Origin of the sequence: Acrocarpospora sp. B8E8, from assembly GCF_039871605.1 — a bacterium.
Taxonomy (GTDB): Bacteria; Actinomycetota; Actinomycetes; order Streptosporangiales; family Streptosporangiaceae; genus Acrocarpospora; species Acrocarpospora macrocephala.
On sequence record NZ_JBDPLV010000014.1, the window covers coordinates 89,972 to 115,050 of the forward strand.

A 25,079-nucleotide genomic window follows, 5' to 3' on the forward strand; every position below is an offset into this window, starting at 1 on the left:
TGCCACGCACCTGGAGTGATCCAAGGGGAGGCAATGCCTTAAGCGTCCGCCGGAGCCCACGGCAGCTCCAGCCGGCAGCCTGACCCTGGCCGCGACGAGCAGGCTCGCCAGAACGGCCAGTCGTGCCGCGAACGCGGCGACCTCCCCCGGCGGGGTCAGGCGGGGACGAGGAGGGTTGTCAGCAAGTCGTCGAGGGTGATCAGGCCCTCCAGGGTGCCGTCGGCGGTGCGGACGAGGGCGAGCTGGCTGTGGGCGGCGCGCAGGGTCGTGACGGCGTCGGTGATCGAGGTGCCGGGGGTGAGGGTAGGTGTCTGGTGCGCCAACCGGCGGGCTGTGACGGGCCGGCCCGCTCTGCGGGCGAGATAGGCGTCGCGGACGTGCACGACGCCGATCGGCGTCCGGTCGTCCCAGACGATCAGGCGGGTACGGCGGGTGGCGGCCGAGGTGTCGATCACATCCTGCGCGGACGCGCCCGCTTGCACGCCCACGATGTCGGCCACCGCGACGACGAACGGGGCGATCTTGGCGGTGGGGGCGTGCAGCGCCCGGGTGAGCACGGCGTGGTCGTCGCTTTCGATGAGGCCGAGCCGGCGGGATTCCTCCACCAGGTGCTGCAGTTGCTGCGGAGTGCGGGGGTTGGCCTCGCCGTCCGCCCGGGGGCGGACGCGAACCAGGCGCAGCAGGCCGTTGCTGACGCTGTTCAGGACGCGCAGCACCGGCCGGACGATCACGGTGAACGCGCGGAATGGCGGCGCGAGCAGGGTGGCGGAGCGTTCTGGGTGGGCGATGGCCCAGGACTTGGGCGCCATCTCGCCGATGACCATGTGCAGGAACGTCACGAGAGCCAGGGCGATGACGAAGGCGACGGCGTGCGCGGCGGCCTCGGGCAGGCCGATGGTGTGGAAAAGGGGCGTGAGGGTGCTGGCGATGACCGGTTCTGAGACCACGCCCAGGCCGAGCGAGCACAAGGTGATGCCCAGCTGCGCCCCGGCGAGCATGAGCGACAGCTCCTTGATGCCCGCGAGCGCGGCGGCGGCCGCGCGGCTGCCCTGGGCCGCGGCCTTTTCCAGCCGGTGTCGTTTGGCGGCCACCAGCGCGAACTCGGCGGCGACGAAGAAGCCGTTGCCGATCAGCAGGAGCAGGGTGAGCAGGAGCCCGGTGGACAGGTTCACGAGGTGCGCTCCTGGCGGTCATGGCGGACGGGGGTGAGCCTGACTCGTTCGGGTACGTGCCGGTCCAGGCTCAGCACCTCGATCTCGACGTGGGTGGGCGCCTCGGCCTCCAGGGTCGGGGCCAGCTCCACGGCCAGGACGTCGCCCACCACGGCGAAGCGGCCCAGGCGCGCCAGGATCAACCCGGCCAAGGTTTCGTAGTCGTCTTCATCGGGCAGTTCCAGGTCGGTCTCCAGGGCGATCTCGTCGACGCGCAGCCCGGCGTCCAGCTCCCAGCGTTGTCCCCGCCGTACGGCGAGGGGGTCGTCGAGGTCGTTTTCGTCGGCGAGATCGCCGACGAGTTCCTCGGCCACGTCCTCCCAGGTGACCAGACCGGCCAGGCCGCCGTGCTCGTCCAGAACGCAGGCGACTTCCTCGCCGCGCTGGTGCATCTGGGCGACCAGGTCGGGCAGCGAAGCCGAGAACGGCACCACCAGCACCGGGCGGGCGATCTCCGCCACCCGTGTGGACGCGGCGTCGGCGGGGGCGACCATGACGAGTTCGCGCAGGCCGACGATGCCGACGACGTCGTCCACCCGCTCGCCCAGAACGGGGTAATGGGTGTGACCGTGGGCGGCGAGGATGCCGTCCAGCTGTGCCACGGTGGCCGTGGCGTTGACGCTGACGACGTCCACGCGGGGCCGCATCACCTGGCCGGCGGTGTGCTCGGAGAAGGCCAGCGCCCGCTCGAGCAGGTCGCCCTGGCTGCCGGGCAGATGACCGTGGGCCTGCGATTCGCCGATGATGTGGCCCAGCTCCTCCAAGGTGGCGCCGTGGTGCAGTTCCTCGACCGGTTCGATGCCGGCCGCGCGCAGCAGCTTGTTGGCGGCGGTGTCGAACAGCTTGATGATCGGCCCGGCGATCATCAAATGGATGAGGGTGGAGCCGGCCAGCGCGCGAGCCAGCGGTTCGGGTCTGGCCAGCGCCCAGTTCTTGGGCGCCAGCTCACCCAGCACCATCTGGATGATCGTGGCCAGGATGAAGCCGAGCGCCAGGGCGAAGCCGCCCACCATCGGGGCGGGCAGGCCAACCGCTTCCAGGGCCGGCGCGATCAGCTCGGCCAGCGCGGGTTTGGCGATGAAGCCGACCACCAGCGCGGTCACGGTGATGCCCAGCTGCGCGCCGGAGAGCATGAACGACAGCCGCTCCATCACCTTGATCGCCTTGGCGGCCTTCTTGTCGCCGCCGGCGGCCTGCTGCGACAGGGCCAGCCGATCGGCGGTGACGAAGGCGAACTCCTGCGCGACGAAGTAACCGGTGGCCAGCGTCAGCACGAAAACCGCCAGCAGGCCGAGCGCGACGCTCACCGCGACACCCCGGCTCGTATCCGCCTGCGGTTACGGACCTTGGCATCCGGTGACACGGATTCCACCACCTGGTTCTTCTCGACGTTGCTGACGACGTGTCCGGTACCGCACTCCCCCACGAGGATCGTTGCTTGAACACGTCGAACAGGCCGTTGGGCAGAAGAACGAAGAGGCGGCGCTTCGCGTTCCGTCCGGTGACAACGATTGGCGAGGAAACTGTCACCCATCCGAGCCCGATCGCCGGAACCTCACGCCCGAGATGATCGTTTGGCCCTCCGGCATGCACCATCGTCCAACGTGACAGGAGAAGCAACGGTGGTCTTCAAACGGATGCTCGGAGCCTTCGGCGTCGGCGCACCCTCGGTGGACACGGTCCTGGCCGTGCCCCGGATCCAGCCCGGCGGATCGCTGGCCGGGGAGGTGCGGCTCAAGGGCGGCGACTTCGACGCCGAGATCGAGCACATCTTCCTGGGCCTGGTGGCGCGGGTGGAGATCGAGCACGGCGACGGCGAAGGCAGCGGGCTCGGGGAGTTCTTCCGCTTCCAGGCCTCCGGTCCTTTCATCCTGCACAAGGGCGAGGAGCGGGTCATCGACTTCCAGACCCCGATCCCGTTCGAGACGCCGATCAGCGAGATCGGCGGCCGGCAGCTGCACGGCATGCAGGTTGGGGTGCGCACCGAGCTGGCCATCGCCAAGGCCGTCGACAAGGGCGACCTGGACAGCATCGTGGTCCAGCCGCTGCCCTCCCAGAACGCGGTCCTGCACGCTCTGATTCAGCTCGGCTTCCAGGTCAAGTCAGCCGACCTCGAAGCCGGCCAGGTCTTCGGCACCCGCCAGGAGCTCCCGTTCTACCAGGAGATCGAGTTCTACCCGCCCGCCCAGCACGCGGGCCACGTCAACGAGATCGAGCTGACGTTCGTGGCCAGCGCGACCGGGCTGGAGGTCATCCTGGAGGCCGACACGCGCTCGGGCCACTCCGGCGACGCCGTCGGCCGCTTCCACCTCAGCCACGACGAAGCCCTGCGCACCGACTGGGCCGGCGAGATCGACCGCTGGCTGATCGGACTCGCCCAGTACGGATCCGGCGGCCATCACATTCCCCACCACGACGGCTACGGCGACCACCACCACGAGCACCACCATGAGCACCACCATGAGCACCACAGCGGGCCAGGCTGGGGTGCGGTCGCGGCCGCCGGTGCCGCGGGCGTGGTCGGCGGGCTCGTGGCCGGGGAAATCATCGAAGAGATCTTCGAAGACGAAGAGGAAGAAAGCGACGAGGACTGATAAACGGCGTCTGGGCCGCCCCTCCAATGGGGCGGCCCAGAACCAAGGTTCGCAGGGGCGGCGGTCAGCGTAGGACTACGGTCTTGTGGCCGTTGAGGGCCACCCGGTTTTCGGTGTGCCAAACTCGCGGAACTACTGCTGGGGGCCGCCGCGACCTGACCCACCGGCAGAAGGCAGTCCTGGACATCGAGCTGGCGGCGGCCGGCTGACGACCACGGCCAGGCGGCGGCCCGCCAATGGGAGCGGAGCATGCCGCCCGGCGGTCGTGTGGCACCAGGATTTGAGCGCGCGGAAACACGCTCGCAGTCCGGGTCGTTCAAGGGTTACCGTCAGGATGCCAGATCTACGGGGAGCCGCCTGATGACCACCTCTGCCCCGCCCTGCCGTCTTTACGTGCTCGTCGCCACGGCCGCGCCCGTCGCGCTGATCATGCGCCGTGGTCCGTCCAGCTGGTGGCACCTGCTGGAGTGGGACCTGCGGCTTCCCGAGGTGCGACCCGGCGCCTGGTTTCGCGGGACGCTCTATCCGCGCCGGTGCGACATATCGCCCGACGGGAAGCTTCTCGGGTATTTCGCATTCGGGGACGGGCAGCCCCCGTGGGACGCATATTTCGCCGTATCCAAGGCGCCGTGGCTTACCGCGCTCGCGGCCTGGCGCACTTACGGCACCTGGACCGGCGGCTGCGAATTCGCCGCCGACAACAGCCTGACGATCTCCGCTTCGATGGAGAAGCAGCCCTTTCACGGCAGCCACCCGTACGGCGCGGTCGTGGAGGGCCTCACCACCGACTGGACCTACCGGGACCTGCAGAACGAGTTCAAACGCGGCTGGCACCTCCTGGAGGGAGCGGCGGATCGTTTGCCCCCCGAGTTGCGCGAAGCCGTACTTATCGGCCGCATCCAGCCGGGCGGCGACCGCGCGCTGGTGCTGGCCCGCACCGGGACCGACTTCCAGCAGCATGGGATCGAGGGCGTACAGGTCAGTTACCTCCGCGAGGAGGACGACGGCGCCCTCACGCCGCTGCCCGAGGCGGCCTGGGCCGACTGGGACAGCGAGGGGCGGCTGCTCATGGCCACCCGCGACGGCGAAGTCAAGATCATCGAAAGCCAGTCCGGCACGTGGACGCAGACCTGGTCCCAGGACCTGCGCGACCTCACCCCAGACCCAGCACCGTCCCCTGCCTGGGCCCAGACCTGGTAGCTCAACGGGAGGATCCGTCGAGTCTGTCGTGCAGGAATTTGACGGCGGCGGTGCGGGCCTGGATCGCCTCGGGGAGTGTGGGTTCCCAGTGGAAGCCGTGCCACATGCCCTCGGAGACCAGCAGCCTGGTTTGGATCCCGGCGTCGTCGAGCCGCCAGGTGAGGCGGACGATATCGCTGAGGTTGAGGTCGCGGGTGCCGGTGGTGAGCACGGTGGGCGGGAAGTCGGCGCTGTAGTCGGCGTAGACCGGGGAGAGGCCGGGCGAGTCGAGAGGTTCGTCCCCGGCGTAGAAGCGGGCGGGGACCTCGACGCGGAGGTTGGCGACGAGCCCGTCCCTGCGGTCGTTGGCGACGATGCTGTCGCCGACGCCGGTGAGGTCGGTCACCGGGGTGAACAGCCCGAGCGCGGCGATCATCGGCAGCCCTTCGGCCTTGGCCGCGAGGACGGTCGCGGTGAGCAGGTTGCCCCCGGCCGAGCTGGCGACGCCAACGATGTTCGCGGGGTCGTGGCGGCGGACGAGTTCCCGGTAGACGGCGAGGCTCTCGTTCACCGCCTGCGGATATATGGCCTCCGGCGCGAGGGTGTAGTCGATCGAGTAGACGCGCACGCCGAGTTCGCGGGCCATCAGCAGACCGACGCGGTCCTGGGCGGTGCCCAGGAAGAATCCGCCGCCGTGAATGTTGATCGCGATCTGGTCCCGCCGGTTCGGGGCGATCGCGGGAGGGATGACGACCGTCACGGGTACTCCCCCGATTGTCTCCCGGTGGAGGATGAGACCGTACCGGGCGATCAGCTCATCCTCGACGATCTTCTCCGTGGCGGTGAAGTTCTCCCGTTCCTGGATGAGCCGCTCTCTCGTGACCAGCACCGAGGTGAGTGCGTCGGGCAGGAACAAGGGTCGCATGTCCGCCAGGAACCGTGCCGCCTCATCGCTCATCGTGGTGCGCTGGTCCGCGGTCGCGGCGAGGGGACGGTTGCCGTAGGTGAGGGCCAGGTGGGTGCCGGTGGGGATCAGGACGGCCAAGGCGACGGCCATCCCGATCAGCCATCGGCGGCGGCGACTCTTCCTGGAAGGGCTGGGACGGAGATCAGGTTCGGACATGGCTCGGCTACTCTCATCAGATCTAACCAAACGGTTGGATACATACGGTACGCAATCCCTTCTCCTCTTGCAACCAACCGGTTGGATATGGTGGGCGGGTGAGCATACGCAACGCAGACGCCACCCGGCAGCGCATTCTTGACGCCGCCCGCCACGAGTTCGCCCGCTATGGGGTCGCCGGCGCCAGGGTCAACCGGATCGCGGAAGCCGCGGAATGCAACAAACAGCTGCTGTACGCCTATTACGGCGACAAGAACGGCCTGTACGCAGCGACCCGGGAAGAGGTCACCCGGCAGACGGCGAGCGGGGTCCCCTTCGACGCCGACGACCTGCCCGGCTACGCGGGGCGGCTGTTCGACCACCATCAGCGGCACCCGGAGAACCTGCGCCTAATCAGCTGGGCCCAGCTCGAAGGGCTCTCCACCGAGACCATCTCCCCCGCGGGCTCCGAGTCGGTGTACCAGAAGATCGCCGCGATCCGGGCGGCCCAGGAACGCGGCGCCGTCCGCGCCGACCGCTCCCCCGAGGAGATCCTCGCCCTGGTCCTCAAGCTCTCCGCACTCGGCAGCCCCGGCTCCCCCGAGTCGACCTATCCCGGCAAGACCCCTGCGGACTTCCGCAGGCTCGTCGTCTCCGCAGTCCACGAACTCGTCGCGACCGCCCAGAACCGGCAGAGCACCGTCACCTGAACGCCCCGGCACGAGCGGGCTCGCTTCGCTGTTCAAGCGAACCGCCTGGGACTTTCATTGGTAGCGCTGGCAGCCCTTCGGCGGCGGCTGATGTGGATCATGCAACGGGTCAAGCAGGATGCAGGCCAGCCACGCCTGGTCGGTGCCGACCTCCTGCAGTGCCGCTCGCAGAGGTCCGGTCGGTTCGCAGCCGATCAGGGTGTAGTGCTCTGGGGCCGGTGGCGGCTCGAGATCGGCGAACAAGCCGTCGATCTCGGCGCAGAGCGCCATGAGGATGTCCGAGCCGTTCACATCACCGGTGTACTCATCAACCAGCAGCCACGCCAGCGGCACATCCACGTCCCAGGCCCATACCTGCTCCGTACGGCCTTCACCCGAGAAGGTGCTCATCGCGCGACCCTACTGCTGGCCACGTCCCAAGTCAGATAATGCCCTCTCGTTCGCGCAGCAGCATGGCCTTTGGCTTGGCGCCGGTGATCTGCTTGATGACCTCGCCGTCCTTGTAGAGGTTCATCGTGGGGAGTTGGAGTACGCCGTACCCGTGGGGTGGCCGGGTTCTCGTCGATGTTGAGCTTGACCCGCCCGCTCTCCCCGGGCGCCACCTTGGGCAGCTGAATGAACCACGCGCAGGCCACCCAGCCAAGGCCGCGGTGAGCCCCAATGTCTCACCCCATCCTGACCGTTGGCCAGCAGCCGAGCCATCGGCGCCGAGACCACTCCCCGGCCCGCACAGCGGGACGGGGAGTGAGGCCTAAGCCCTAGTGCCCGTGGCCATGCCCATGCCCATGGCCGTGGCCATGCCCATGCCCATGCCCGTGGCCATGGCCGTGCCCGTGCCCGTGCCCATGCCCGTGGCCATGGCCGTGCCCGTGCCCGTGCCCGTGACCATGGCCGTGCCCGTGCCCGTGCCCGTGCCCGTGCCCGTGCCCGTGACCGTGGCCGTTGTCGTGCCCGTGACCAGGCGGTGGCTTCAGCGGGGATTCCGCGTTCATCGCTGTGACCGTTGAGGCGCCGATGGATGTCGTGTTCGCAGGAATCTGGCTGGCTGACGCTTCGGATACCTGGCCCATCACCAGAGTCGCGGCTCCGAAGAGTGCTGCGGCCAGCAGTGACAGTCGCTTACGCTCCATGAGCGTCTCCTCCTGGATTCGCCTGACGATTGCGAATCCATCATTCACACGGGCGTCGAATGGCGTCCAGACAAGCCGGTACGGATTTAGCGGCAGACGGCCCAAGCTATATTTCCTCGTATACGCGCGCTTGCCACACGCCAATCCGGAATACCCTGTACCTGCGATTTCATGAATCGCGAAGGAGAAACCAAGCGTGCCGTACTCATGGAAGCGACCTGGGGATACCCCGCCATCGGTTGAATGCCTGGGCCCTCAAGGGTTCGCAGCCGCGTCAGCAAACCCCACATATTGGTAAGGACAGACGGGCGCGAAGTCTCATTTTGGCGCGGCGGAAGGCTGCTGAGTGCGAATCGCGGCTATGAGACCGGGGATGGCCGCTTCGATCTGCGTGCGTACGCGCTCGAAATCGGCGCGGTCGCCGTAGTAGGGGTCCGGCACGTCCAGCGAGTCCGCGCTGGGGTCGAACTCGCGGAGGAGGCGCACCTTTTCGCGTTCCAGGTCCGTGCGGGCCATCGAGCGCAGGTCCCGGTGGTGTCCCCGGTCGAGCGCGATGATCAAGTCGTACCGGTTGAACCAGAGCGGGCGGAACTGCCGCGCCGCGTGCGCCGAGGTGTACCCGGCCCGGCGGAGCGCCGCCACCGTGCGGCGGTCGGCCGGGTTGCCCGCATGCCACCCGTGCGTGCCCGAACTGTCCACCTCCACCTCCAGCCCTTCCTCCGCGAGCCACCGCCGGACGATGTGCTCGGCCATCGGGGAACGGCAGATGTTGCCCGTACACACGAATGTCACGCGAAAGACCATGTGATCCAGTGTGGAGGTGTCAGAGCGGTGGCGCGAACGGGCGGCCGGTGGCGACGAGGGTGTCCACCGCCTGGACCGCGGCGGCCAGGCGCTCCTCGTGCGGGCCCCTGACGACGAGGTGCGGCAGGCCGCGAGCGGCGAGTTCCGCGCGGAACCGCCGGTCCATGCCGTGGCGGATGTGCTCGCCGTCGCGCCAGCCGTCCTGCTCGAACGGCATGCCGTCCACGCTCGTATGGATCCACAGGTCGTGGCGGACCCGCTCGTGGACACCCACGACGTCCTGGCCCACCGTGCCGAGATAGCGCTCGTGCCACAGAGCCGTGCTGAGCGCGTCGGTGTCGCAGAACAGCAGCGGAGACCCTGCCCGCGCGGCCGCCTCCTCCCACGCGAGCTGCCTTTCCGCGATCAGGGTGAACTCCTCCGGCGCCCACCGCAGGTCGTCCAGCCACGGCTCGGGCTCCCCCGCCGCCTTGGCGGTCCGGCGGGCCAGGGCCAGCTTCTCCTCGCAGTACGTCCTGCCGTACTCGGGCACCCACCGGGTCGCGGCCCAGACGCCGCCGCGATCCGCGTAGTGCGCGGCCAGCGCGCGGGCGAGCGTGGTCGTGCCGGTCGACTCGGCGCCCACGACCACGACGCGCCGGGCGAGATACGCCCGCACGGGCGGGGTCAGCCAGGGCCAGGCGGCCACGGGGTCCGCCCGCGCCAGGGTCCCGCTCACCGGGTGGCGCTCCCGCCCGGGGTCGACCGCCACGTGCTCGGCGGCGAACCTGCGGGCCAACTCGGGGCCGTACGCCTCGGACGAGAACACGGCGTCGATCCCGGGGCCCTCCGCGCCGTGGGCCAGCGCCAGCGCGTGCCGGAACACCTCGATGTGCGCGGCCCAGATCTCCGGGTCGTCGTAGTCGACCTCGATGTCGTCGACCACCGGCGCGATCACCACGTGCGGCTGCGGATGCGCCTCCCGCAGCCACGCCGTACGGCAGGCCAGCGGGATGCTCTCCACGCTAGAAGCGGCCACGACCACCGTGACCAACGCGCAGCGGTCCGCGGCAGTGTCGATGAGGTGGTGGTGACCGGCGTGCGGCGGATAGAACTTGCCGATGATCAGACCGTGCGCGAATCCGGTCATGAGGCGGGCACCGGGACCTGCCGGGATGCCAGATCGCGGTGCCAGGCGAGCAGCCCGGCGACGCACAACGCCAGGAAGATCACGTAAAGGGCGCTGGTGAGATACAGCTCCTTGTACGCATAAAGCGGGATGTAGATGAGATCGGCGGCGATCCACAGCCACCATGACTCCAGCAGCTTCCTGCACTGCCCGTACGTCGCCATCAGGGACAGCGCGGTCGTCAAGGCGTCCCACAACGGCACGACCGAGTCGGTCCACGTGGACAGCACGGCCGTGAGCAGCGCGGTGACGGCGACGCCGGCGAGGATGAGCCAGGTCCACTCGGCGCGACCGGTCCTGGTCACGGTGAGCGAGGTCCGCCCGGCCCCGCCATACAGCCACTGCCACCACCCGTAGAGGCCGAGGGCGACGTAGACGATCTGCAGCGCGGCGTCCGCGTACAGGCCGGAGGTCAGGAACACTAACCCGAGCAGAACGACGTTCGCCACGCCGATCGGCCAGTTCCAGACATGCTGGCGGACCACCAGCCAGACGGTGAGCACCCCCGTCGCGAACCCGAGCACCTCCGCCCAGCTCATCGGCACCCCGCCGAGGGTGATCGCGGGCTCCAGCAAGGGCCCCAGCACATCGGTCACCACGACCTCCATAATCGTCGGATTGACGATAACAGTCGGTGGCGATCAGTGGCACCCCCTCGTGTCGCGGACCGATCGCGCTGAGCGCACCGGTCACGATCGGCCTCGACGCGCAGGCGGGAGCACGCCTGCGCCGCCGCTAACCCCGGCCGACGAGCACCAGGATCAGGGCCGAGCACCCGAGCAGCAGGGCGGCGCACGCACAGACGGTCACCGTGACGCCGCCCAGCCCGAGCCGGGGCTCGGGCCGCGCGAGGGACCGGTGGGCGCGCCGGTACCGCAGCGTCGCGGCCAGCCACCCGGCCGCGGCCAAGACCAGCGCGACGAGCGCCACCAGCACGCTGACGCCGCTGGCGGTCACCCGGACCACGATCGCGCTGCCCACGACCAGCGACAGGCAGGTACGCCGCCAGGCCAGCAGCGTACGCTCCGGCTGGAGCCCGGCGTCGAAGGGCGGGCTCACAGCAGCAGACCCACGCCGACCAACCCGGCCGCGACGAGCACCCCCGCCGTCATGACCGGACCGAGCGACGGTCCCGGCAGCGCGCGGTTCTCGCGCAGGGCGCGTTCGGCGCGGACCCAGCCGAGCCAGCCCTGACCGGCGGCCAGCAGGCCGAGCATCACCAGGACGACCGTCGAGGCCGTCTGGAACCCCGCGGCCAGCGGCACCTGCACCGCGTTCAGCGCGACCCCCGCCGCCACCAGCGCCAGCGAGGTGCGGATCCAGGCCAGGAAGGTACGTTCGTTGGCCAGGCTGAACCGGGGATCCGGTTCGGTGCCCCGGTCGTACACCCAGCGCGGAAACCGCGACATGGACGTCTCCCCCTCACGTGTAGAAGAAATGGTCGAGCGCGACGGTCGCGCCCCCGATGACGCCGCCGTCGCGCAACGTCGACCGGCCGACCCGGACCACGTCCCGCAACACCGGGAACGCCTTGCGGCGGACGGCCTCCTCGACCCGGGTGATGAGGGCCGCGGGAGCGTCCTCGAACATACCGCCCAGCACGATCAGCCGGGGGTTGAGCAGGTTCACCGCGAACGCCAGCCCCATGGCCAGGTGTTCCACCAGGTCCTCCACCACCGCCTCGGCGCCGAGGTCGCCGGCGGCGGCCAGGCCGGCGAGCCGGCGGAGCGGCGCGTCGGCAGGGTTGCCGAGAGCGGCCAACCGCTCGGCCAGCCGGGGTTCGGAGACCACGGTCTCCAGGCAGCCCTCGGCGCCGCAGGCGCAGATCCGGCCGCTGTCGCTGACGCGCAAGTGGCCCAGCTCGGCGACCCCGTAACCCCCGGACCTGAAGGGTTTGCCGTCGATGACCACCCCGGCGCCGACCCCGGTCCGCACGTACACATAAAGGAGCGGATCGGCGTCGGGATGGCCGCCGTGCCGGGCCTCGCCAACGGCCATCGCGCGCACGTTGTGGTCGACGACCGTCGGCAGGCCGAGGGTGTGCTCCAGATGGTCGCTGAACGCGACGTCCCGCCAGCCGAGGTTGACCGACAGCAGGTTGCGCCGCCGGTGCGGGTCGACCGGGCCGGGCGCGGCCACCCCCACGCCGAGTACCTCCTCCCGCGTGACCCCGGCCTCGGCCATCAGCTTGCCGAGGCGGGCGGCCAGGCGGCCGAGCACCACCGTGGCGTCGGTGCCCGCCACGTCGAAGTCGAATCTGGTGGTCCGGCGGGGCTGCCCCAGCAGGTCGCACAATCCGAGGCGCACGACCCCCACGCCGACCTGGACACCGATGACGTATGCCGCCGTCGGCACCAGGGCGACGTGCACGCGGGGACGGCCCAGGCGCAGGCCCGGGGCGTCCACCCCCGTCTCGGTAACCACCCCCCGGTCGAGCAGGCGCGCCACCACCTTGGTCACCGTGGTCGGTGACACGCTCAGGCGGCGGGCCAGCTCGATGCGGGGTTGCGGGCCGTGGTCGCGCAACGCCCGGAGGACTGACCGGAGCGGCATGGCACCGTCATCCGGGGTCGGGCACGGCGACCGGTTCCCACGCGCGGCTGGCCATCGAGCGGTACCCGGCGTCGATGACGGAGTTGTCGATCAGGCCGTCCCGCAGGGTCTGCCGGGGTGTGACCCCGCGCCGGAAACAGTCGACGAAGTGGTTCAGCTCGGCGTGGTAGCCGTAGGTCCACGGCTCGTCCGGGACCGGGTTGATCCAGCCTTTGTCGGAACCGGCCTTCTCGACGACGTACCCGGCCGAGTCGCCGGTGAAGGCGGTCAGGCCGGTGCTGCCGGTCTCGTCGGTGCCGATCCAGCCGTGCGAACCGTGGATCTCATTGCGCACGTCGAGCCCGGCCACGTGGGTCCAGCCGACCTCCACCTGCGTGAGGCGGCCGTCGTCGAAGCGGACCAGCATGACGGCGCTGTCCTCCGAGGTCACGTCGTCGCGAACGAGCCGGTCGCCCCAGGCCATGACCTCGACCGGCTGGGCGCCTTCGAGGAACCAGCGGCCGATGGCCACGCAGTGGCAGCCCAGGCCGCGCAGTGGGCCGCCGCCCATGCGCGCCTTGTCGCGGGCGTGCGGGTGAGGGCTGCCGTGCGCCTCCCGGGCGCGGACCCAGGTGACCCTGCCGATCGCGCCGGAGTCGGCGAGTTGCTTGGCCTTGACGAGACCGGGGGCGAACACTTCGGTCTCGGCGTAGCCGTGCCAGACACCCGCGCGTTCCACGGCGTCCAGGCAGACCCGCGCCTCCCTCGCGTCGCGGCCGAGGGGCTTGGTGCAGATCACCGCCTTACCGGCCCGCGCGGCCGCCGTGACAGCCTCGACGTGCAGGTCGTGGGGTACGGCCACGAGCACCAGGTCGACGTCGTCACGGGATACGAGCGCGTCGACCCCCGTGACGACGGCCGGCACGCCGAACCGTTCGGCCATGGCCTTGGCCCGCTCGGGGCCGCTGCCGGAGATGGCGGTCACCTCGTGGCCCCGGACGTATTCCAGGGCCCGGAGGTAGAGATCGGCGACGAATCCGGCGCCGAGGACTCCGATGCGGACGGTCACGCGGTCTTCTCCTTGGCCTGCTTGAACAGGTCAACGTTGACCCACTGCTCGACCGGCGTCTCGGCCTGGAGACGGCCGAGCTGCACGAACAACTTCTGCAGCGCCGCGAACCGCTCGCGCGTCTTGCCCGAGGCGTTGTCGGCGAGCATCTCGTCGGAGGTGTACCACTGCAGGTTGTCGGCCTGGCCCTGCAGCTGCTGGGCCGGGGCGCCCGACGCGGCGGCGGCCAGTTCGACGGCCTTGGCGGTGTTGGCCTTCCGGAAGTCGTTGGCCTCGATGTAGACCTCCAGGAAGCGGGTGAGCGCCTCTTGCTTGCCGCTCACCGCCGACGGCGAGGCGACCCAGGCGCCCAGGAACGTCGTCTCCGGGAAGTCACGGTTGTTGGCGAGCACGACGGCGTCCGGCACGCTCTCGCGGATCTGGTCGCTCAGCGGGGAGAAGATCGCGGCCACGTCGATCTGGCCGCTCACGAACGACGACACGACGGCGGGCGGGTCGAGCGGGACGCGGGTGATGTCGTCGATGGTCAGCCCGGCCTTGTTGAGCGCGAGGTTGAGGATCATCTCGCCGGAGCCGCCGTCGGGCACGCCGACCTTCTTGCCCTTGAGGTCGGCCACGGTCTTGGCGCCGGAGTCGGGCGAGGCCAGCAGGAAGTCACCGAGGGTGGCCTCGCTGGGCGCGATGATGACGGCCTGCCCGGAGGCGGGCATCCAGGTCGCGCCACCGCCGATGTAGCCGACGTCGAGCGACCCGGCGGCCATCGCCTGGATCTGGGTCGGCCCGTTGGTGAACGGGATCAGCTTGACGTCGATACCGGCCTTGTCCCACAACTTCAGGTCGTTGGCGACCGAGATCAGGCCGACACCGTTGATGCTGGTGTCGATGTAACCGACGTTGAGCTGCACCCGCTCTCTGCCGTCACCGGTCGCGGCGGGCTCGGGGTCCGCGCCGCACGCGCTGACGACCAGGGCTATGGCGAGGGCCGCGACGGCCTTCCACATTCTCATCGGGGAGCTCCTTACTGTGCAGGCACTGCTGGGGGGTGGTGCACGCCGCGCCAGACCCGGCCGCGGATCTCCGCGAACTCCGGGCTCAGGCGCATCTCTTCCGTGCGGGGGTACGAGAGGGGAACGTCGACGATGTCGCTGATCCGGCCCGGTCCCGGGCTCATGACGATGACCCGCCCGGCCAGGTAGACCGCCTCATCGACGTCGTGGGTGATGAACAGGACGGTGCGCCGCTCCTGCTGCCACGTGGCCAGCAGGTCGTCCTGCATCTGCACCCGGGTCAGCGCGTCCAGGGCGCCGAAGGGTTCGTCCATGAGCAGCAGCGACGGATGCACGGCGTACGCACGCGCGATGGCGCAGCGTTGCTTCATGCCGCCGGACAGTTCCTTGGGCAGCGAGTCGGCGAACTTGCCGAGACCGACCAGTTCCAGGTACCGCTGGGCGCGCTCCCGGCGTTCGGCCTTTCTCAACCCCTGGAGACGCAGGCCGAACTCGACGTTCTGGCGGGCGTTCAGCCAGGGGAACAGGGCGTACTGCTGGAAGATGACGCCCCGGTCCGGGCCGGGACCCTCGACCGGTTCGCCGTTGACCAGCACCTCGCCGGTGGTCGGCTGGAGCAGCCCGGCGACCAGGTTGAGCAGGGTGCTCTTCCCGCAGCCGCTCGGGCCGACGAGCGTGACGAACTCGCCCTGGGCCACGTCCAGGTCAACCTCGGAGAGGCTGGTCACCAGGCCGCGCGACGACTCGTAGGTCTTGCTCACCGACCTGATGGAGATCATGTTGTCCATCAGCGGACCTCCTGCCAACTCGTGAGCCTGCGCTCCACGACGAGCAACAACCGGTCCATGGCGAAGCCAAGGACGCCGATCATCACAATGCCGACGACGATCCGGTCGGTCTGGAGGAACTGCTGGGCACTCTGCATCATCCGGCCGAGCCCGGTCGGCGCCGCCAGCAGCTCGGCCGCCACGAGCGTCGCCCACGACGACCCCAGCGCGACCCGCATGCCGACGAAGATGTACGGCGTCGACGCCGGGATCACCACACGAGCGAAGATCGTCCCATCCCCCGCGCCCAGGACCCGCGCCGCGTTGATGTACGTCAGGTCGACGTTGCGCACGCCCTGGAAGGTGGCGATCACGCACGACAGGAACGCGGCCAGGAAGATCACGAAGATCTTCGCCGACTCGCCGATGCCGAGGAAGACGATCACCAGCGGGATCAGCGCGAGCGGGGGCACCGTCCGGAAGAACTGCACCCACGGTTCGAACATCCCCCGAGCCAGCTTGTACCAGCCCATGAGGAACCCGGCCGGGATCGCCAGGACCACGCCGAGCAGGAACCCGGCGCTGACCCGGCCGAGGCTGGCGACCGTGTGGTCGATCAGCCAGCCCTCGCGCAGGCCGTTCCAGAGCGAGGCGACGACGTCCGGCGGCTTGGGGGCCAGCGTGTTGTCGGTGACCTCGGCCAGGATCCACCAGGCGGCGATGCCCAGGACGAAGGTGGCGACGTACATCCAGGCGAGGGAGCCGGACCGGTCACGTCGCGCACGCCTCTGCCGGGCCGGGGGCGTGGGCGCCGCCGGCGTCTCCGGCCGGTCTCGCTGCAGGACCGGCTTACCCGAACTCGGGGACATCGGTCTCCTCCTCGGGCTCAGACGCCCACGGCACGCCGGGCAAGCCGCAGTTCGTGCGCGCCGTCAGGCCGGGTCGTCTCGAAGTAGATCCACCACTCGCCGTCGATGACGTGGGCGTCGACGTAGCGCACCGATCCGGTGGCGTGCGGCACGACGGTCCAGGGCCCCTGCGGTGTCAGGCGGCGCCAGGTGAACAGGTCGGCGGAGACGGCGAGACCGGTGCGCTCCTCATAGTTCTCCTGGTGGCCGGCCGAGCCGTCGTAGAAGCCCAGGTAGCCGCCGCCGTCGAGGGCGACGACGGAGTTGATGCGGGCCTGGTAGCGATCCCAGCCCTCGCCGACGCCCAGCACCTCGCCGTGCCAGGCGAAGTCGCGGCCGTCGACGCTGGTGGCCAGGCCCGTCGGATGCGTGGTGGCGCCCACGTTGTAGATGTCGGCGGTCGCGTGCGCGGCGGCGGCGTCGCCCGTGGCGGGCAGCGACGCCGCGTAGCTGGCGATCAGGTACGTCACCGGCCCGCGCCGCAGCACATAAGGGTCCTTGACGCCCTCGGTGCCGGTCGAGGCGGCCGTCAGCACTTCCTTGCGTGCGGCGATGTCGAAGCCGTCGACGTCGGTGGCCTCCAGCAGGTCGACGCGCCAGCGGTTGTCGGCCGGATCGACGTAGCTGATGTAGAGCTGGTAGCCGCCGTCGACGGCGATGACGCTGAACCGCTCCATCGAGGGCGAACCGAGTTCGTCCTTGGTCACCGACCACACGTCGGTGAAGGTGACCCCGTCCTCGCTGACCGCGACAGCGCACCGGTGACCCCGGTCACCACCCGCGTGCCCACGCGGCCGGCGCTCGCGGTAGGTCATCACGAACCGGTTGCGCACCGGCTCGTGCAGCACGGACGCGCAGCCGATCCAGTAGCCCGGCTCGGTGGCCTCGGGGCTCAGGACGACCGTGGACTCCAGGGGATTCAGGCGGCGCAGCGGCAGATCGATACGCGCCGTCGCAATGGACATCAAAGAACTCCTCATCCAGCGATCGTGTTCAGGGGCCGAGCAACATCCTGGGATTTTTTGCTCACGTGGAAAAACTCCTACAGACACCTCCACGTTGTCAACGGGTCACTTCGGATTTTCGGTCACGTTCCGACTGCCAGAACAGCGACGCCACGTGATAGATCGACGTCAGAGCGTCGCAGTAGTTCACTCAACAGAGGCCCGGAAAGTGCTCGTCATCGGTCCGTAACAAACACGCAACCTCTTGACCCGCCAGTGATCGAGGCTTACTTTCTCCCCGTGAAGGAGTAACTCGGATCCCTTCCCTTGGGCCCGTATCGCGCCGCTGTCGTTCCGCGGATCGCGGCTCCGGCACCCCTATGAGCAGGAGGACCTCATGTCCCATACCCCCACTGCACGGCGCCGCATGGGCGTCGCCGCCAGTGCCGCTCTGGCGCTCGCCGCCACCTGCACCGTGTTCACCGCTCCGGCCGCCGCCAAGCCCGGGCACGACTGCGGGCACCGGCCCGTCCCGGCCTCGAAGCTCTCCTTCCAGCTGTTCACCTACCGGAACTGGATCGCCCAGATCGGCCAGGACGCGGTGTTCGGTGAGCTCACCGGCATCGGCTACAAGCAGGTCCAGCCGTACGTGGCCACCTACAGCACTCCCGTCGAGGAACTGCGCTCCCTGCTCAAGAAGCACCACCTCAAGGCGAGCAGCGGCCAGGGCAACGTCGACGAGGCGACCTTCGACCCGACGATCGCCTACGCCAAGCGGATCGGCCAGAAGTACATGGGCTCGGGTGGCTTCGCCGCGCCCGGCATCGGCAGCTACGAGAACACCCTGGCCACCGCCGCCACCATGAACCGCCTGGGCGAGCGCTCGGTGCGGGCGGGCGTCGGCAAGCTCTTCGGCCACAACCACTGGCAGGAGTTCACCACCAAGTACGCCGACCCGGTCACCGGCGAGCTGAAGAGCGCCTGGCAGATCCTCGTCGAGAACACCAACCCGAGGTACGTCGCCTTCGAGGTCGACATCTTCTGGGCCGAGGACGCCGGCGTGAACACCGCCGAACTGCTCAAGAAGTACGGCAAGCGCATCGAGCTCCTCCACATCAAGGACGGCTTCCTCAACGGCGACGCGCGAGGTGTGCCCACCGATGTCGGCGACGGCGACCTCGACTGGGGCCCGATCCTGGACGCCGCCCGGCCGCACGTGAAGCAGTACGTCGTCGAGCGGGACAACGCCCCGGCCAGCCGGGAGACCGCCGAGAAGAGCTTCCGCTTCCTGACCTGCGGCCAGTAGCGGAAGAGCGGCACGCCGACCGCTCCGCCGACCGGTGCGACCGGGTGTGCCACCACCCGCTCGTACCGGCCAGGCCCCCAACCCCCCTCCCACCGATGGAGACGCACCTCATGAAAGCCCCGCTGACCAGGCGGTTCATCGCGCTCTTAGCGTGTACCGCGCTGGCCGTGACCTCGGCCGCCGTCCCGGCCGCGGCCGCCGTGGAACCGCCACCCCCCGCCAACTTCCAGAAGGTCCCCCTCAACACCGACGTGACACAGCCGATGTCGCTGGCCGTCGCCGGTGATGGCCGGGTCTTCTTCGTCGAACGCACCGGCGGCATCCGGATCTGGAAGCCGGACACCGGCGCCACGGTGACCGCCGGCGCCATCAACGTCGACACCCGGGGCGAGAGCGGCCTGCAGGGCATCGCGCTCGACCCCGACTTCGCCGGCAACGGCTGGTTATACGTCTACTACTCAGCCATCGAAGCCGACGAGAAGCGGCTGTCCCGGTTCCACGTCGAGGGCGACACGATCGACCCCGGCAGTGAGATCGTGATGCTCACCGCACCGACCACGTTCCCGCCGCGCCCGTCGCACGTGGGCGGCTCCATCGAATTCGACCTCGACGGGAACCTGATCCTGTCGACCGGCGACGACACCCAGCCCTACGAGTCGTCCGGCTACACCCCGATCGACGAGCGCCCGGGTCGTGCGGAATTCGACGCCCAGCGCAGCTCGGCCAATAGCAACGACCTGCGCGGCAAGCTGCTGCGGATCACGCCCACCGACACCGTGGCGGGCGGTTACACGATCCCCGAGGGGAACATGTTCGCCCCCGGGACGCCGAACACCCGGCCGGAGATTTACGCGATGGGCTTCCGGAACCCATTCCGGATCGGGATCAACCCCTACAACGGCGACATCCTGCTCGCCGACTACGGCCCGGACGCGAACGCCGCCAGCCCGACCCGGGGCCCGAACGGCTTCGTCGAGTGGCAGACGGTCTCCGAGCCCGGGTTCTACGGCTGGCCGTACTGTCACGGCCCGAACCTGCCCTACTACGACTTCGACTTCGCCACCAACCAGTCGGGCAGCCTGTTCGACTGCGCCAACCCGGTGAACGACTCGGTCAACAACACCGGTATCCGCGAGCTCCCGGCCGTCATCGCGCCGGAGATCTCCTATTCGGGCAGCACGGCCGACCCGGACTTCCCCGAACTGGGGACAGGCGGCGCGCCGATGGCCGGGCCGGTCTACAAGTTCGATCCCGCCCTGGAGTCCGACCGGAAGTTCCCCGAGTACTACGACGGCAAGGCGTTCTTCTACGAGTGGGGCAAGCACTTCCTGGCCACCCTCGACCTCGACGCGAACGGCGCGCCCACCCAGGCCACCCGGTTCCTGCCGGACACGACGTTCAACGCCCCGATGGACATGACCTTCGGCCCGGACGGCGCGATGTACATCGTCGAGTGGGGCCGCGGTTTCGGCCGCAACAACCCCGACGACGGCGTCTACCGCATCGACTACGCCCTGCCGGGCGAGCGCGCCCCGATCGCCAGGGCATCCGCCGACCCCGGCCACGGCGAGGCGCCGCTCCAGGTCGCGTTCTCCAGCGAGGGCACCGCCGACCCCGACGAGGGCCAGGCGCTCACCTACCACTGGGAGTTCGGTGACGGCAACGACTCCGACCAGGCCAGCCCCACCCACACATACGCGCGGAACGGCGACTACCAGGCCGTGCTCACCATCACCGACCAGACCGGCCGCGCCGGCCGGGCGAGCGTGACCGTCACGGTGGGCAACACCCCACCCCAGGTCGAGTTCGTCTTCCCACCAGATGGCGGCTTCGTCGGCGAGGGCGACAAGGTGCGATACCGGGTCAAGGTCACCGACGCCCAGGACGGCGACATCGACTGCTCCGACGTCGTCGTACAGCCCGCCATCGGCCACGACGCGCACGCCCACCCGCTGGAGGAACTGCGCGGCTGCGAGGGCGAGTTCACCACGGCGGCCGCCGGGCACGGCGCCGACGCCAACATGTTCTACGTCGCCGTGGCGACCTACCAGGACAAGGGTGCCCCAGGCAGCGCGCCGCTGATCGGCACCGCCGACATCCTGCTCCAGCCCAAGCATCGCCAGGCCGAGCACTACAGCAGGCAGTCCGGCACCTCGGAGTCGCGCAACGACGAGTTCGCCGAGGGCGCCTACCGGGTGGCGAGCATCTCCACCGGCGACTGGATCGCATTCGACCGCATGAACGTGCTGGGAATCGACGCCATCAGCTACCGTGTGGCCAGCACGGGCACCGGCAGCATCGAACTGCGCGCCGGCGCCCCGGACGGCCCGCTGCTGGCCACCACCCCGATCACCGGAACAGGTGGCCAGACCACCTATGCCAACACCCCGCCCGTGGCCGTGACCCAGCTCGCCGGGACGCACACGCTCTACCTGGTGTTCACCGCCGCCCAGGCCAACGCCTTCAACATCGACGCCATCGACTTCATCGGCGACGGCGTCGTGGGCGTGGACATCGACGCCCCCGAGATCACCGTCACCGGGGTCGAGGACGGCGAGTCCGCCAGCGACGCCGACACCCGCACTATCGGGTGGACCGTCACCGACACCTCCGAGATCACCGAGGTCACCGCCACCCTGGACGGCGCCGTCTTCCAAAGCGGAACCCAGGTCAAGCTCTGGCAGCTCCCCCTCGGGGAGCACGAACTGGTGATCACCGCGAAGGATTCCGCCGGGAACGTCTCGACCAGCACGACCGCGTTCGGGACCACGGCGAGCGTCGAAGGTCTGCGGCAACTGGTCGAGCAGTTCGTCGCCTCCGGCGCGATCGACGCCAAGCTGAAGAAGGACCTGATCCACTGGATCGACAAGATCGGGGAGCGGTCGGACGATCCGCGGAAGCTCAACAAGCGCATCGACCAGTTCATCCACCACGTCACCAAGAAGGTGACGAACGCTGAGGCCAAGGCCGTCCTCAGCAGAGACGCCGAAGCACTGCGACCATAACGGAACCGAACCTGGGGTGGGGTGCGGTCGCGCCCCACCCCTTCCTAGTCGTAGAACAGCTGGTCCAGGGCGATGGCGGCGCCGCCGTTCACCCCGGCGTCCAGCCCCAGCCGGGAGCGCTGGAGCCGCACGGCGTCCCTGATCACGGGGAAGACGGCCTCCTTGGTCGCCTCGGTCAGCCGGTCGACGAACGAGTCCGGCACCGTGGTCAGGAAGCCGCCGAGCAGGATCAGTTCCGGGTTGAGCATGTTGACCATGAACGACAACCCGGTCGCCAGGTGTTTGGTGATCAGCTCGGTGTGCGCGGCGGCGGCCGGGTCCTCAGCGGCGGCGGCGAGTAGCGCCTCGAACGGGTTGGGCGGGTCGGACGGCCGGCCGAGCGCGGCCAGCGCGTTCCGCAGCGCCCGTTCGGACAGGACCGTCTCCAGGCAGCCGACCCCGCCGCAGATGCACTTCTCGCCGCCCTCGACCACCCGCGAGTGGCCGAGCTCGATGGCGCCGTGCAGCCCGCCCTGGAACGCCTGACCCTGCACCACCAGGCCCGCGCCGACACCCATGCGCAGGTAGATGACGGCGACGCTGCCGACTCCGCGCCCGTCTCCGAAACGCGCCTCGGCCAGCGCCATCGACCGCACGTTGTGCTCGACGATCACCGACACCCCGAGAGTGGACTCCAGCCGGTCGGCGATCGGCACGTCGCGCCAGGCCAGGTTGATCGGCATCAGCAGCTTGCGGTGGTCCTCGTCGACCGGCCCCGGCACGGCCACCCCGATGCCCAGCAGCCGAGACGGATCGAAGTCGGCGCCCGCCAGGAGCGCGGGAACCGCCCCGGCGATCATGTTGAGCACCGAGTCGGCGGTCAGGTCCGGGACGAAATCGAACCCGACCACCTTGCGGATCGTGCCCACCAGGTCGACCACCCCGAGCCGGACCGTGCCGACGCCGACGTGCACGCCGATGACGTAGTACGCCATGGGTTCGATCGCCAGCTCCGTCCCGGGGCGGCCGGTGCCGACGCGGGAGACCTTGCGGATCTCGGTGACGCAGCCGTCGTCGAGAAGCTGGCCGACGACCCGGGTCATTGTCGTCGCCGAGAGACCGAGGCGGCGGGCTACCTCGGTCCGGGTCAGCCCGGGCTCCTCCCGGAGCAGCCGAAGGACCTGGCCGTTGCGCCCTGAATCCTCATAACGGGAGGCAGCGCGGGGTTCCTCGGTCCACGGGGGTTTCTTTCTCACAACTAGAAAATAGCATCGCGACCCAGGTCACACGCTACGGGTGACGATCTCGGGGAGGCAGGGTATGTGACTTCCCCTTTACGCATGCCGCTACGGGCGGCGGCTCCGCAGGTGGGACGATGGAGACGTGCCCTTCCTCATCAAGCGGATCTACGACGAGGCGGATCCCCGTGACGGTTTCCGAGTCCTGGTCGACCGGCTGTGGCCGCGGGGAGTGTCCAAGGAGGAAGCCCATGTCGACCTGTGGCTGAAGGAGGTGGCGCCGAGCACGGAGCTGCGAACCTGGTTCGACCACCGAGCCGATCGTTTTGCCGAGTTCTCAGCTCGCTATGTCACCGAGCTCGACAGCAACCCGGCAGTCGCCAGGCTCCGGCAGCTGGGCCAGACGAATCCGACGGTGACCCTGCTGTACGGCGCCAAGAACCCGCAGATCAATCAGGCTGTCGTGCTGGCCGGCTACCTGGCCGCGGACGACCATGAGACCCCAGGTGGTAATTGAGCCACTTACCGTAGCCCGCAGCCCCGCCGCCCCACGTCCTGCACGCCGAACCGGCCCAGTTCACGATCACTCTCACCCCGTTGCAGAGATGGTCTCCGGCTGAGGTCGCGGTTTCCGAGGCGTGGCGCGTGACTCGCTCGATGTTCCCGCGCCGTTCGTCGCGGCGACGGACAGCGCGGCGATAGTGATCGGCATGCCCGCTCTTGAGCTCAGCCGCCGCCACCTGCTCGGCGGCGCGGCCGCCGTCGCCGGCGCGACCCTCCTGCCCTCCCTCAGCAGCAGTCCCGCCGCGGCCCACGCCGGGCAGACGGCTGACCCTTTCCTGCTCGGCGTCGCCAGCGGTGATCCGCTACCGAATCAGGTCGTGCTGTGGACCCGCCTGGTCCGCGACCTCGCCAGCGCCGCGTTCTCGTCCCGACCGGTGCCCGTGAGCTGGCAGGTGGCCCGCGACGAGCGGTTCCGCCGCCCGGTCCGCTCCGGCGTCGCCCTGGCCGGCCCCGAACTCGCCCATTCAGTACATGTCGACGTGACGGGGCTGGAGCCGGGTCGCGAGTACTTCTACCGATTCAAGGCCATGGGAGACATCAGCCCCGTTGGCCGTACCAAGACGGCGGCGGACCGGTGGACCGACCTGTCCCGGCTGCGCGTAGGCATCGTCAACTGCCAGGACTTCCAGAACGGGTACTGGCCGGCGTACTGGGGCCTGGCCGAGGAGGACCTCGACGTGGTCTTCCACCTCGGCGACTACATCTACGAGTACGACCCGCGCAGCCGCTTCCCCGACCGCGCCCACACGACGCCGGAGACGCCGGGGCTCGACCAGCTGAGCACGCTCAACGACTACCGGCAGCGGCACGCGCAGTACAAGTCGGATCCGGCGTTGCGCGCCGCCCACGCCTCCTTCCCGTGGGTGGTCACGTGGGACGACCACGAGACCGAGAACAACTACGCGACCTTGACCGATGAGATCGACGACACCGGCCCGGCCAAGCAGACACCCGAGCAGTTCGCCGCGCAGCGCGCCAGCGCCTACCAGGCGTACTACGAGCACATGCCCATCCGGGCCGATTTACGCCCGGGCAGCGCCGACCTGCGTATCTTCCGGCGCTTCGACTTCGGCCGGCTGGTCCGCTTCAACGTGCTCGACACGCGGCAGTACCGTACGGACCAGCCCGGCGGCTTCCCCACCGACTTCGGCCCGCCGGCGGCCGGCACGGCGAACACCGCCGGCACGCTGACCGGCGAGGCGCAGGAACGCTGGCTCGCCGACGGGCTGCTCCGCTCGCACGCGCGCTGGAATGTGATCGCCCAGCAGGTCATGATGGCCCGCACGCTGTTCCCCAACCCCACCGGCCAGCAGCCGCCGGTGCTGGCGAACCTGGACCAGTGGGACGGCTACGCCCCCCAGCGCACCCGCCTGCTGCAGTTGCTGGCCGACGCCAGGATCTCCAACCCGGTGGTCCTCGCCGGCGACATCCATTCGACCTGGCTGAGCGAGCTGAAAGTGGACTTCGACCGGCCAGAATCGCCCTCGGTGGCCGTGGAGCTGGTCGCCACGTCGATCAGCTCGGACTTTCCGGTGGCCTTCGACGCCCCCATCAAGGCCGCCAATCCGGTGTTCAACCCGCATGTCCGGTACTTCGACGGGCTCAAGCGGGGCTATCTGCGGTGCGATGTGCGACGCCACTCCTGGCGCACCGACGTACGCGTCGTGGACACCATCGAGGTTCGCCAGGCACCGGTCAGCACCAGCGTCTCGTACACGGTGGAGAACGGGAGGTCCACCCTGATTCCCGGCTGAGCTTCCCGGCGGAAAATCGTTCGCTCCTTCCATACGCCCTGGTGCACCATGGCCACGGCGGGCTGGTATTCAGGGGGCGAATGGCTGTGGTCGGATCACTTGACTCCC

General features: G+C 69.5%; 24 protein-coding genes and 1 pseudogene. 8 read left to right on the top strand and 17 right to left on the bottom strand.

The annotated features are described in order from the left end of the window. Window positions 1-155 precede the first annotated feature (155 nt). Window positions 156-1,172 (bottom strand): CNNM domain-containing protein, encoded by a 1,017-nt coding sequence (locus tag ABGB08_RS16185; protein WP_347591003.1) that lies wholly within the window; start codon window positions 1,170-1,172, stop codon window positions 156-158. Further along, window positions 1,169-2,518 (bottom strand): hemolysin family protein, encoded by a 1,350-nt coding sequence (locus ABGB08_RS16190; protein ID WP_347591005.1) that lies wholly within the window; start codon window positions 2,516-2,518, stop codon window positions 1,169-1,171. Before ABGB08_RS16190 ends, ABGB08_RS16185 begins: the two co-directional genes overlap by 4 nt. A 315-nt stretch (window positions 2,519-2,833) precedes the next feature. Here ABGB08_RS16190 and ABGB08_RS16195 point away from each other — a divergent pair, with 315 nt between their 5' ends. After that, the gene (locus tag ABGB08_RS16195) at window positions 2,834-3,805 is read left to right on the top strand and encodes a sporulation protein (RefSeq protein WP_347591007.1); all 972 of its coding nucleotides are present in this window, start codon (window positions 2,834-2,836) and stop codon (window positions 3,803-3,805) included. A 360-nt stretch (window positions 3,806-4,165) separates the two neighbouring features. Next, window positions 4,166-5,005, top strand: coding sequence for a hypothetical protein (locus tag ABGB08_RS16200; RefSeq protein ID WP_347591009.1), 840 nt, complete (start codon window positions 4,166-4,168; stop codon window positions 5,003-5,005). 1 nt (window position 5,006) lies between these two features. Here the strand turns inward: ABGB08_RS16200 and ABGB08_RS16205 are convergent, their stop codons facing one another. After that, the gene (locus tag ABGB08_RS16205; RefSeq protein ID WP_347591011.1) at window positions 5,007-6,107 is read right to left on the bottom strand and encodes an alpha/beta hydrolase; all 1,101 of its coding nucleotides are present in this window, start codon (window positions 6,105-6,107) and stop codon (window positions 5,007-5,009) included. Window positions 6,108-6,205: 98 nt separating this feature from the next. On the opposite strand from ABGB08_RS16205, the gene ABGB08_RS16210 reads away from it, so the two are divergent. Continuing rightward, on the top strand, window positions 6,206-6,796 hold the full coding sequence (locus ABGB08_RS16210) for a TetR family transcriptional regulator (RefSeq protein WP_347591013.1): 591 nt from the start codon (window positions 6,206-6,208) through the stop codon (window positions 6,794-6,796). Between the two features lie 54 nt (window positions 6,797-6,850). On the opposite strand, the gene ABGB08_RS16215 is transcribed toward ABGB08_RS16210, so the two are convergent. Beyond that, a complete protein-coding gene (locus ABGB08_RS16215) occupies window positions 6,851-7,186 on the bottom strand; it encodes a hypothetical protein (RefSeq protein ID WP_347591015.1) in 336 nt (111 codons plus the stop codon). A 31-nt stretch (window positions 7,187-7,217) separates the two neighbouring features. Further along, window positions 7,218-7,374: pseudogene (locus ABGB08_RS16220) on the bottom strand (thioredoxin domain-containing protein); the annotation flags it as partial. Between the two features lie 207 nt (window positions 7,375-7,581). Between ABGB08_RS16220 and ABGB08_RS16225 the strand changes: the two are divergent. After that, window positions 7,582-7,803 (top strand): hypothetical protein, encoded by a 222-nt coding sequence (locus tag ABGB08_RS16225; protein ID WP_347591017.1) that lies wholly within the window; start codon window positions 7,582-7,584, stop codon window positions 7,801-7,803. Window positions 7,804-8,244: 441 nt separating this feature from the next. On the opposite strand, the gene ABGB08_RS16230 is transcribed toward ABGB08_RS16225, so the two are convergent. The 11 genes from ABGB08_RS16230 to ABGB08_RS16280 all read right to left on the bottom strand — a co-directional run bounded on the left by ABGB08_RS16230 (window position 8,245) and on the right by ABGB08_RS16280 (window position 17,146). Further along, window positions 8,245-8,718 carry a low molecular weight protein-tyrosine-phosphatase gene (locus ABGB08_RS16230; RefSeq protein WP_347591019.1) on the bottom strand — a complete coding sequence of 158 codons (474 nt, stop codon included), beginning with the start codon at window positions 8,716-8,718 and terminating at the stop codon, window positions 8,245-8,247. A gap of 31 nt (window positions 8,719-8,749) precedes the next feature. After that, window positions 8,750-9,859 (bottom strand): AAA family ATPase, encoded by a 1,110-nt coding sequence (locus ABGB08_RS16235; RefSeq protein ID WP_347591021.1) that lies wholly within the window; start codon window positions 9,857-9,859, stop codon window positions 8,750-8,752. Then, the gene (gene pnuC / locus ABGB08_RS16240; protein WP_347591023.1) at window positions 9,856-10,494 is read right to left on the bottom strand and encodes a nicotinamide riboside transporter PnuC; all 639 of its coding nucleotides are present in this window, start codon (window positions 10,492-10,494) and stop codon (window positions 9,856-9,858) included. Before pnuC ends, ABGB08_RS16235 begins: the two co-directional genes overlap by 4 nt. Window positions 10,495-10,633: 139 nt before the next feature. Continuing rightward, entirely contained in the window at window positions 10,634-10,957 is a 324-nt protein-coding gene (locus tag ABGB08_RS16245) for a DUF202 domain-containing protein (RefSeq protein WP_347591025.1), read from the bottom strand. Beyond that, window positions 10,954-11,307 carry a DUF202 domain-containing protein gene (locus tag ABGB08_RS16250; protein ID WP_347591027.1) on the bottom strand — a complete coding sequence of 118 codons (354 nt, stop codon included), beginning with the start codon at window positions 11,305-11,307 and terminating at the stop codon, window positions 10,954-10,956. The genes ABGB08_RS16245 and ABGB08_RS16250 overlap by 4 nt, the downstream gene beginning before the upstream one ends. 13 nt (window positions 11,308-11,320) lie before the next feature. Next, window positions 11,321-12,451: an ROK family transcriptional regulator gene (locus tag ABGB08_RS16255; protein ID WP_347591029.1), complete on the bottom strand. Its 1,131-nt coding sequence runs from the start codon at window positions 12,449-12,451 to the stop codon at window positions 11,321-11,323. A 7-nt stretch (window positions 12,452-12,458) separates the two neighbouring features. Beyond that, complete coding sequence (locus ABGB08_RS16260; RefSeq protein WP_347591031.1) at window positions 12,459-13,499, bottom strand: Gfo/Idh/MocA family oxidoreductase; 1,041 nt, start codon at window positions 13,497-13,499, stop codon at window positions 12,459-12,461. After that, a complete protein-coding gene (locus ABGB08_RS16265; protein ID WP_347591033.1) occupies window positions 13,496-14,506 on the bottom strand; it encodes an aliphatic sulfonate ABC transporter substrate-binding protein in 1,011 nt (336 codons plus the stop codon). The genes ABGB08_RS16260 and ABGB08_RS16265 overlap by 4 nt, the downstream gene beginning before the upstream one ends. Before the next feature lie 11 nt (window positions 14,507-14,517). After that, window positions 14,518-15,294 carry an ABC transporter ATP-binding protein gene (locus ABGB08_RS16270; protein WP_347591035.1) on the bottom strand — a complete coding sequence of 259 codons (777 nt, stop codon included), beginning with the start codon at window positions 15,292-15,294 and terminating at the stop codon, window positions 14,518-14,520. Then, the gene (locus ABGB08_RS16275) at window positions 15,294-16,142 is read right to left on the bottom strand and encodes an ABC transporter permease (RefSeq protein WP_347591037.1); all 849 of its coding nucleotides are present in this window, start codon (window positions 16,140-16,142) and stop codon (window positions 15,294-15,296) included. The genes ABGB08_RS16270 and ABGB08_RS16275 overlap by 1 nt, the downstream gene beginning before the upstream one ends. Before the next feature lie 17 nt (window positions 16,143-16,159). After that, a complete protein-coding gene (locus ABGB08_RS16280) occupies window positions 16,160-17,146 on the bottom strand; it encodes a hypothetical protein (RefSeq protein ID WP_347591039.1) in 987 nt (328 codons plus the stop codon). A 376-nt stretch (window positions 17,147-17,522) separates the two neighbouring features. On the opposite strand from ABGB08_RS16280, the gene ABGB08_RS16285 reads away from it, so the two are divergent. Further along, a complete protein-coding gene (locus ABGB08_RS16285; protein WP_347591041.1) occupies window positions 17,523-18,431 on the top strand; it encodes a sugar phosphate isomerase/epimerase in 909 nt (302 codons plus the stop codon). Window positions 18,432-18,541: 110 nt separating this feature from the next. Continuing rightward, window positions 18,542-21,436 carry a PQQ-dependent sugar dehydrogenase gene (locus ABGB08_RS16290; protein WP_347591043.1) on the top strand — a complete coding sequence of 965 codons (2,895 nt, stop codon included), beginning with the start codon at window positions 18,542-18,544 and terminating at the stop codon, window positions 21,434-21,436. A 44-nt stretch (window positions 21,437-21,480) separates the two neighbouring features. Here the strand turns inward: ABGB08_RS16290 and ABGB08_RS16295 are convergent, their stop codons facing one another. Beyond that, window positions 21,481-22,671 carry an ROK family transcriptional regulator gene (locus ABGB08_RS16295; RefSeq protein ID WP_347591045.1) on the bottom strand — a complete coding sequence of 397 codons (1,191 nt, stop codon included), beginning with the start codon at window positions 22,669-22,671 and terminating at the stop codon, window positions 21,481-21,483. 127 nt (window positions 22,672-22,798) lie between these two features. Here ABGB08_RS16295 and ABGB08_RS16300 point away from each other — a divergent pair, with 127 nt between their 5' ends. Both ABGB08_RS16300 and ABGB08_RS16305 read left to right on the top strand, forming a co-directional pair. Next, window positions 22,799-23,170: a DUF488 family protein gene (locus ABGB08_RS16300; protein ID WP_347591047.1), complete on the top strand. Its 372-nt coding sequence runs from the start codon at window positions 22,799-22,801 to the stop codon at window positions 23,168-23,170. Between the two features lie 121 nt (window positions 23,171-23,291). Further along, window positions 23,292-24,971 (top strand): alkaline phosphatase D family protein, encoded by a 1,680-nt coding sequence (locus tag ABGB08_RS16305; RefSeq protein WP_347591049.1) that lies wholly within the window; start codon window positions 23,292-23,294, stop codon window positions 24,969-24,971. The last annotated feature ends 108 nt before the right edge of the window (window positions 24,972-25,079 follow it).

What these genes read in the sequence shown, in the direction of transcription:
- ABGB08_RS16200 (WP_347591009.1), top strand. Translation starts at nt 4,166, where the DNA reads ATGACCACCTCTGCCCCGCCCTGCCGTCTTTACGTGCTCGTCGCCACG.
- ABGB08_RS16205 (WP_347591011.1), bottom strand. Translation starts at nt 6,107, where the DNA reads ATGTCCGAACCTGATCTCCGTCCCAGCCCTTCCAGGAAGAGTCGCCGC.
- ABGB08_RS16215 (WP_347591015.1), bottom strand. Translation starts at nt 7,186, where the DNA reads ATGAGCACCTTCTCGGGTGAAGGCCGTACGGAGCAGGTATGGGCCTGG.
- ABGB08_RS16225 (WP_347591017.1), top strand. Translation starts at nt 7,582, where the DNA reads ATGGCCGTGGCCATGCCCATGCCCATGCCCGTGGCCATGGCCGTGCCC.
- ABGB08_RS16235 (WP_347591021.1), bottom strand. Translation starts at nt 9,859, where the DNA reads ATGACCGGATTCGCGCACGGTCTGATCATCGGCAAGTTCTATCCGCCG.
- ABGB08_RS16250 (WP_347591027.1), bottom strand. Translation starts at nt 11,307, where the DNA reads ATGTCGCGGTTTCCGCGCTGGGTGTACGACCGGGGCACCGAACCGGAT.
- ABGB08_RS16255 (WP_347591029.1), bottom strand. Translation starts at nt 12,451, where the DNA reads ATGCCGCTCCGGTCAGTCCTCCGGGCGTTGCGCGACCACGGCCCGCAA.
- ABGB08_RS16265 (WP_347591033.1), bottom strand. Translation starts at nt 14,506, where the DNA reads ATGAGAATGTGGAAGGCCGTCGCGGCCCTCGCCATAGCCCTGGTCGTC.
- ABGB08_RS16270 (WP_347591035.1), bottom strand. Translation starts at nt 15,294, where the DNA reads ATGGACAACATGATCTCCATCAGGTCGGTGAGCAAGACCTACGAGTCG.
- ABGB08_RS16275 (WP_347591037.1), bottom strand. Translation starts at nt 16,142, where the DNA reads ATGTCCCCGAGTTCGGGTAAGCCGGTCCTGCAGCGAGACCGGCCGGAG.
- ABGB08_RS16280 (WP_347591039.1), bottom strand. Translation starts at nt 17,146, where the DNA reads ATGTCCATTGCGACGGCGCGTATCGATCTGCCGCTGCGCCGCCTGAAT.
- ABGB08_RS16285 (WP_347591041.1), top strand. Translation starts at nt 17,523, where the DNA reads ATGTCCCATACCCCCACTGCACGGCGCCGCATGGGCGTCGCCGCCAGT.
- ABGB08_RS16290 (WP_347591043.1), top strand. Translation starts at nt 18,542, where the DNA reads ATGAAAGCCCCGCTGACCAGGCGGTTCATCGCGCTCTTAGCGTGTACC.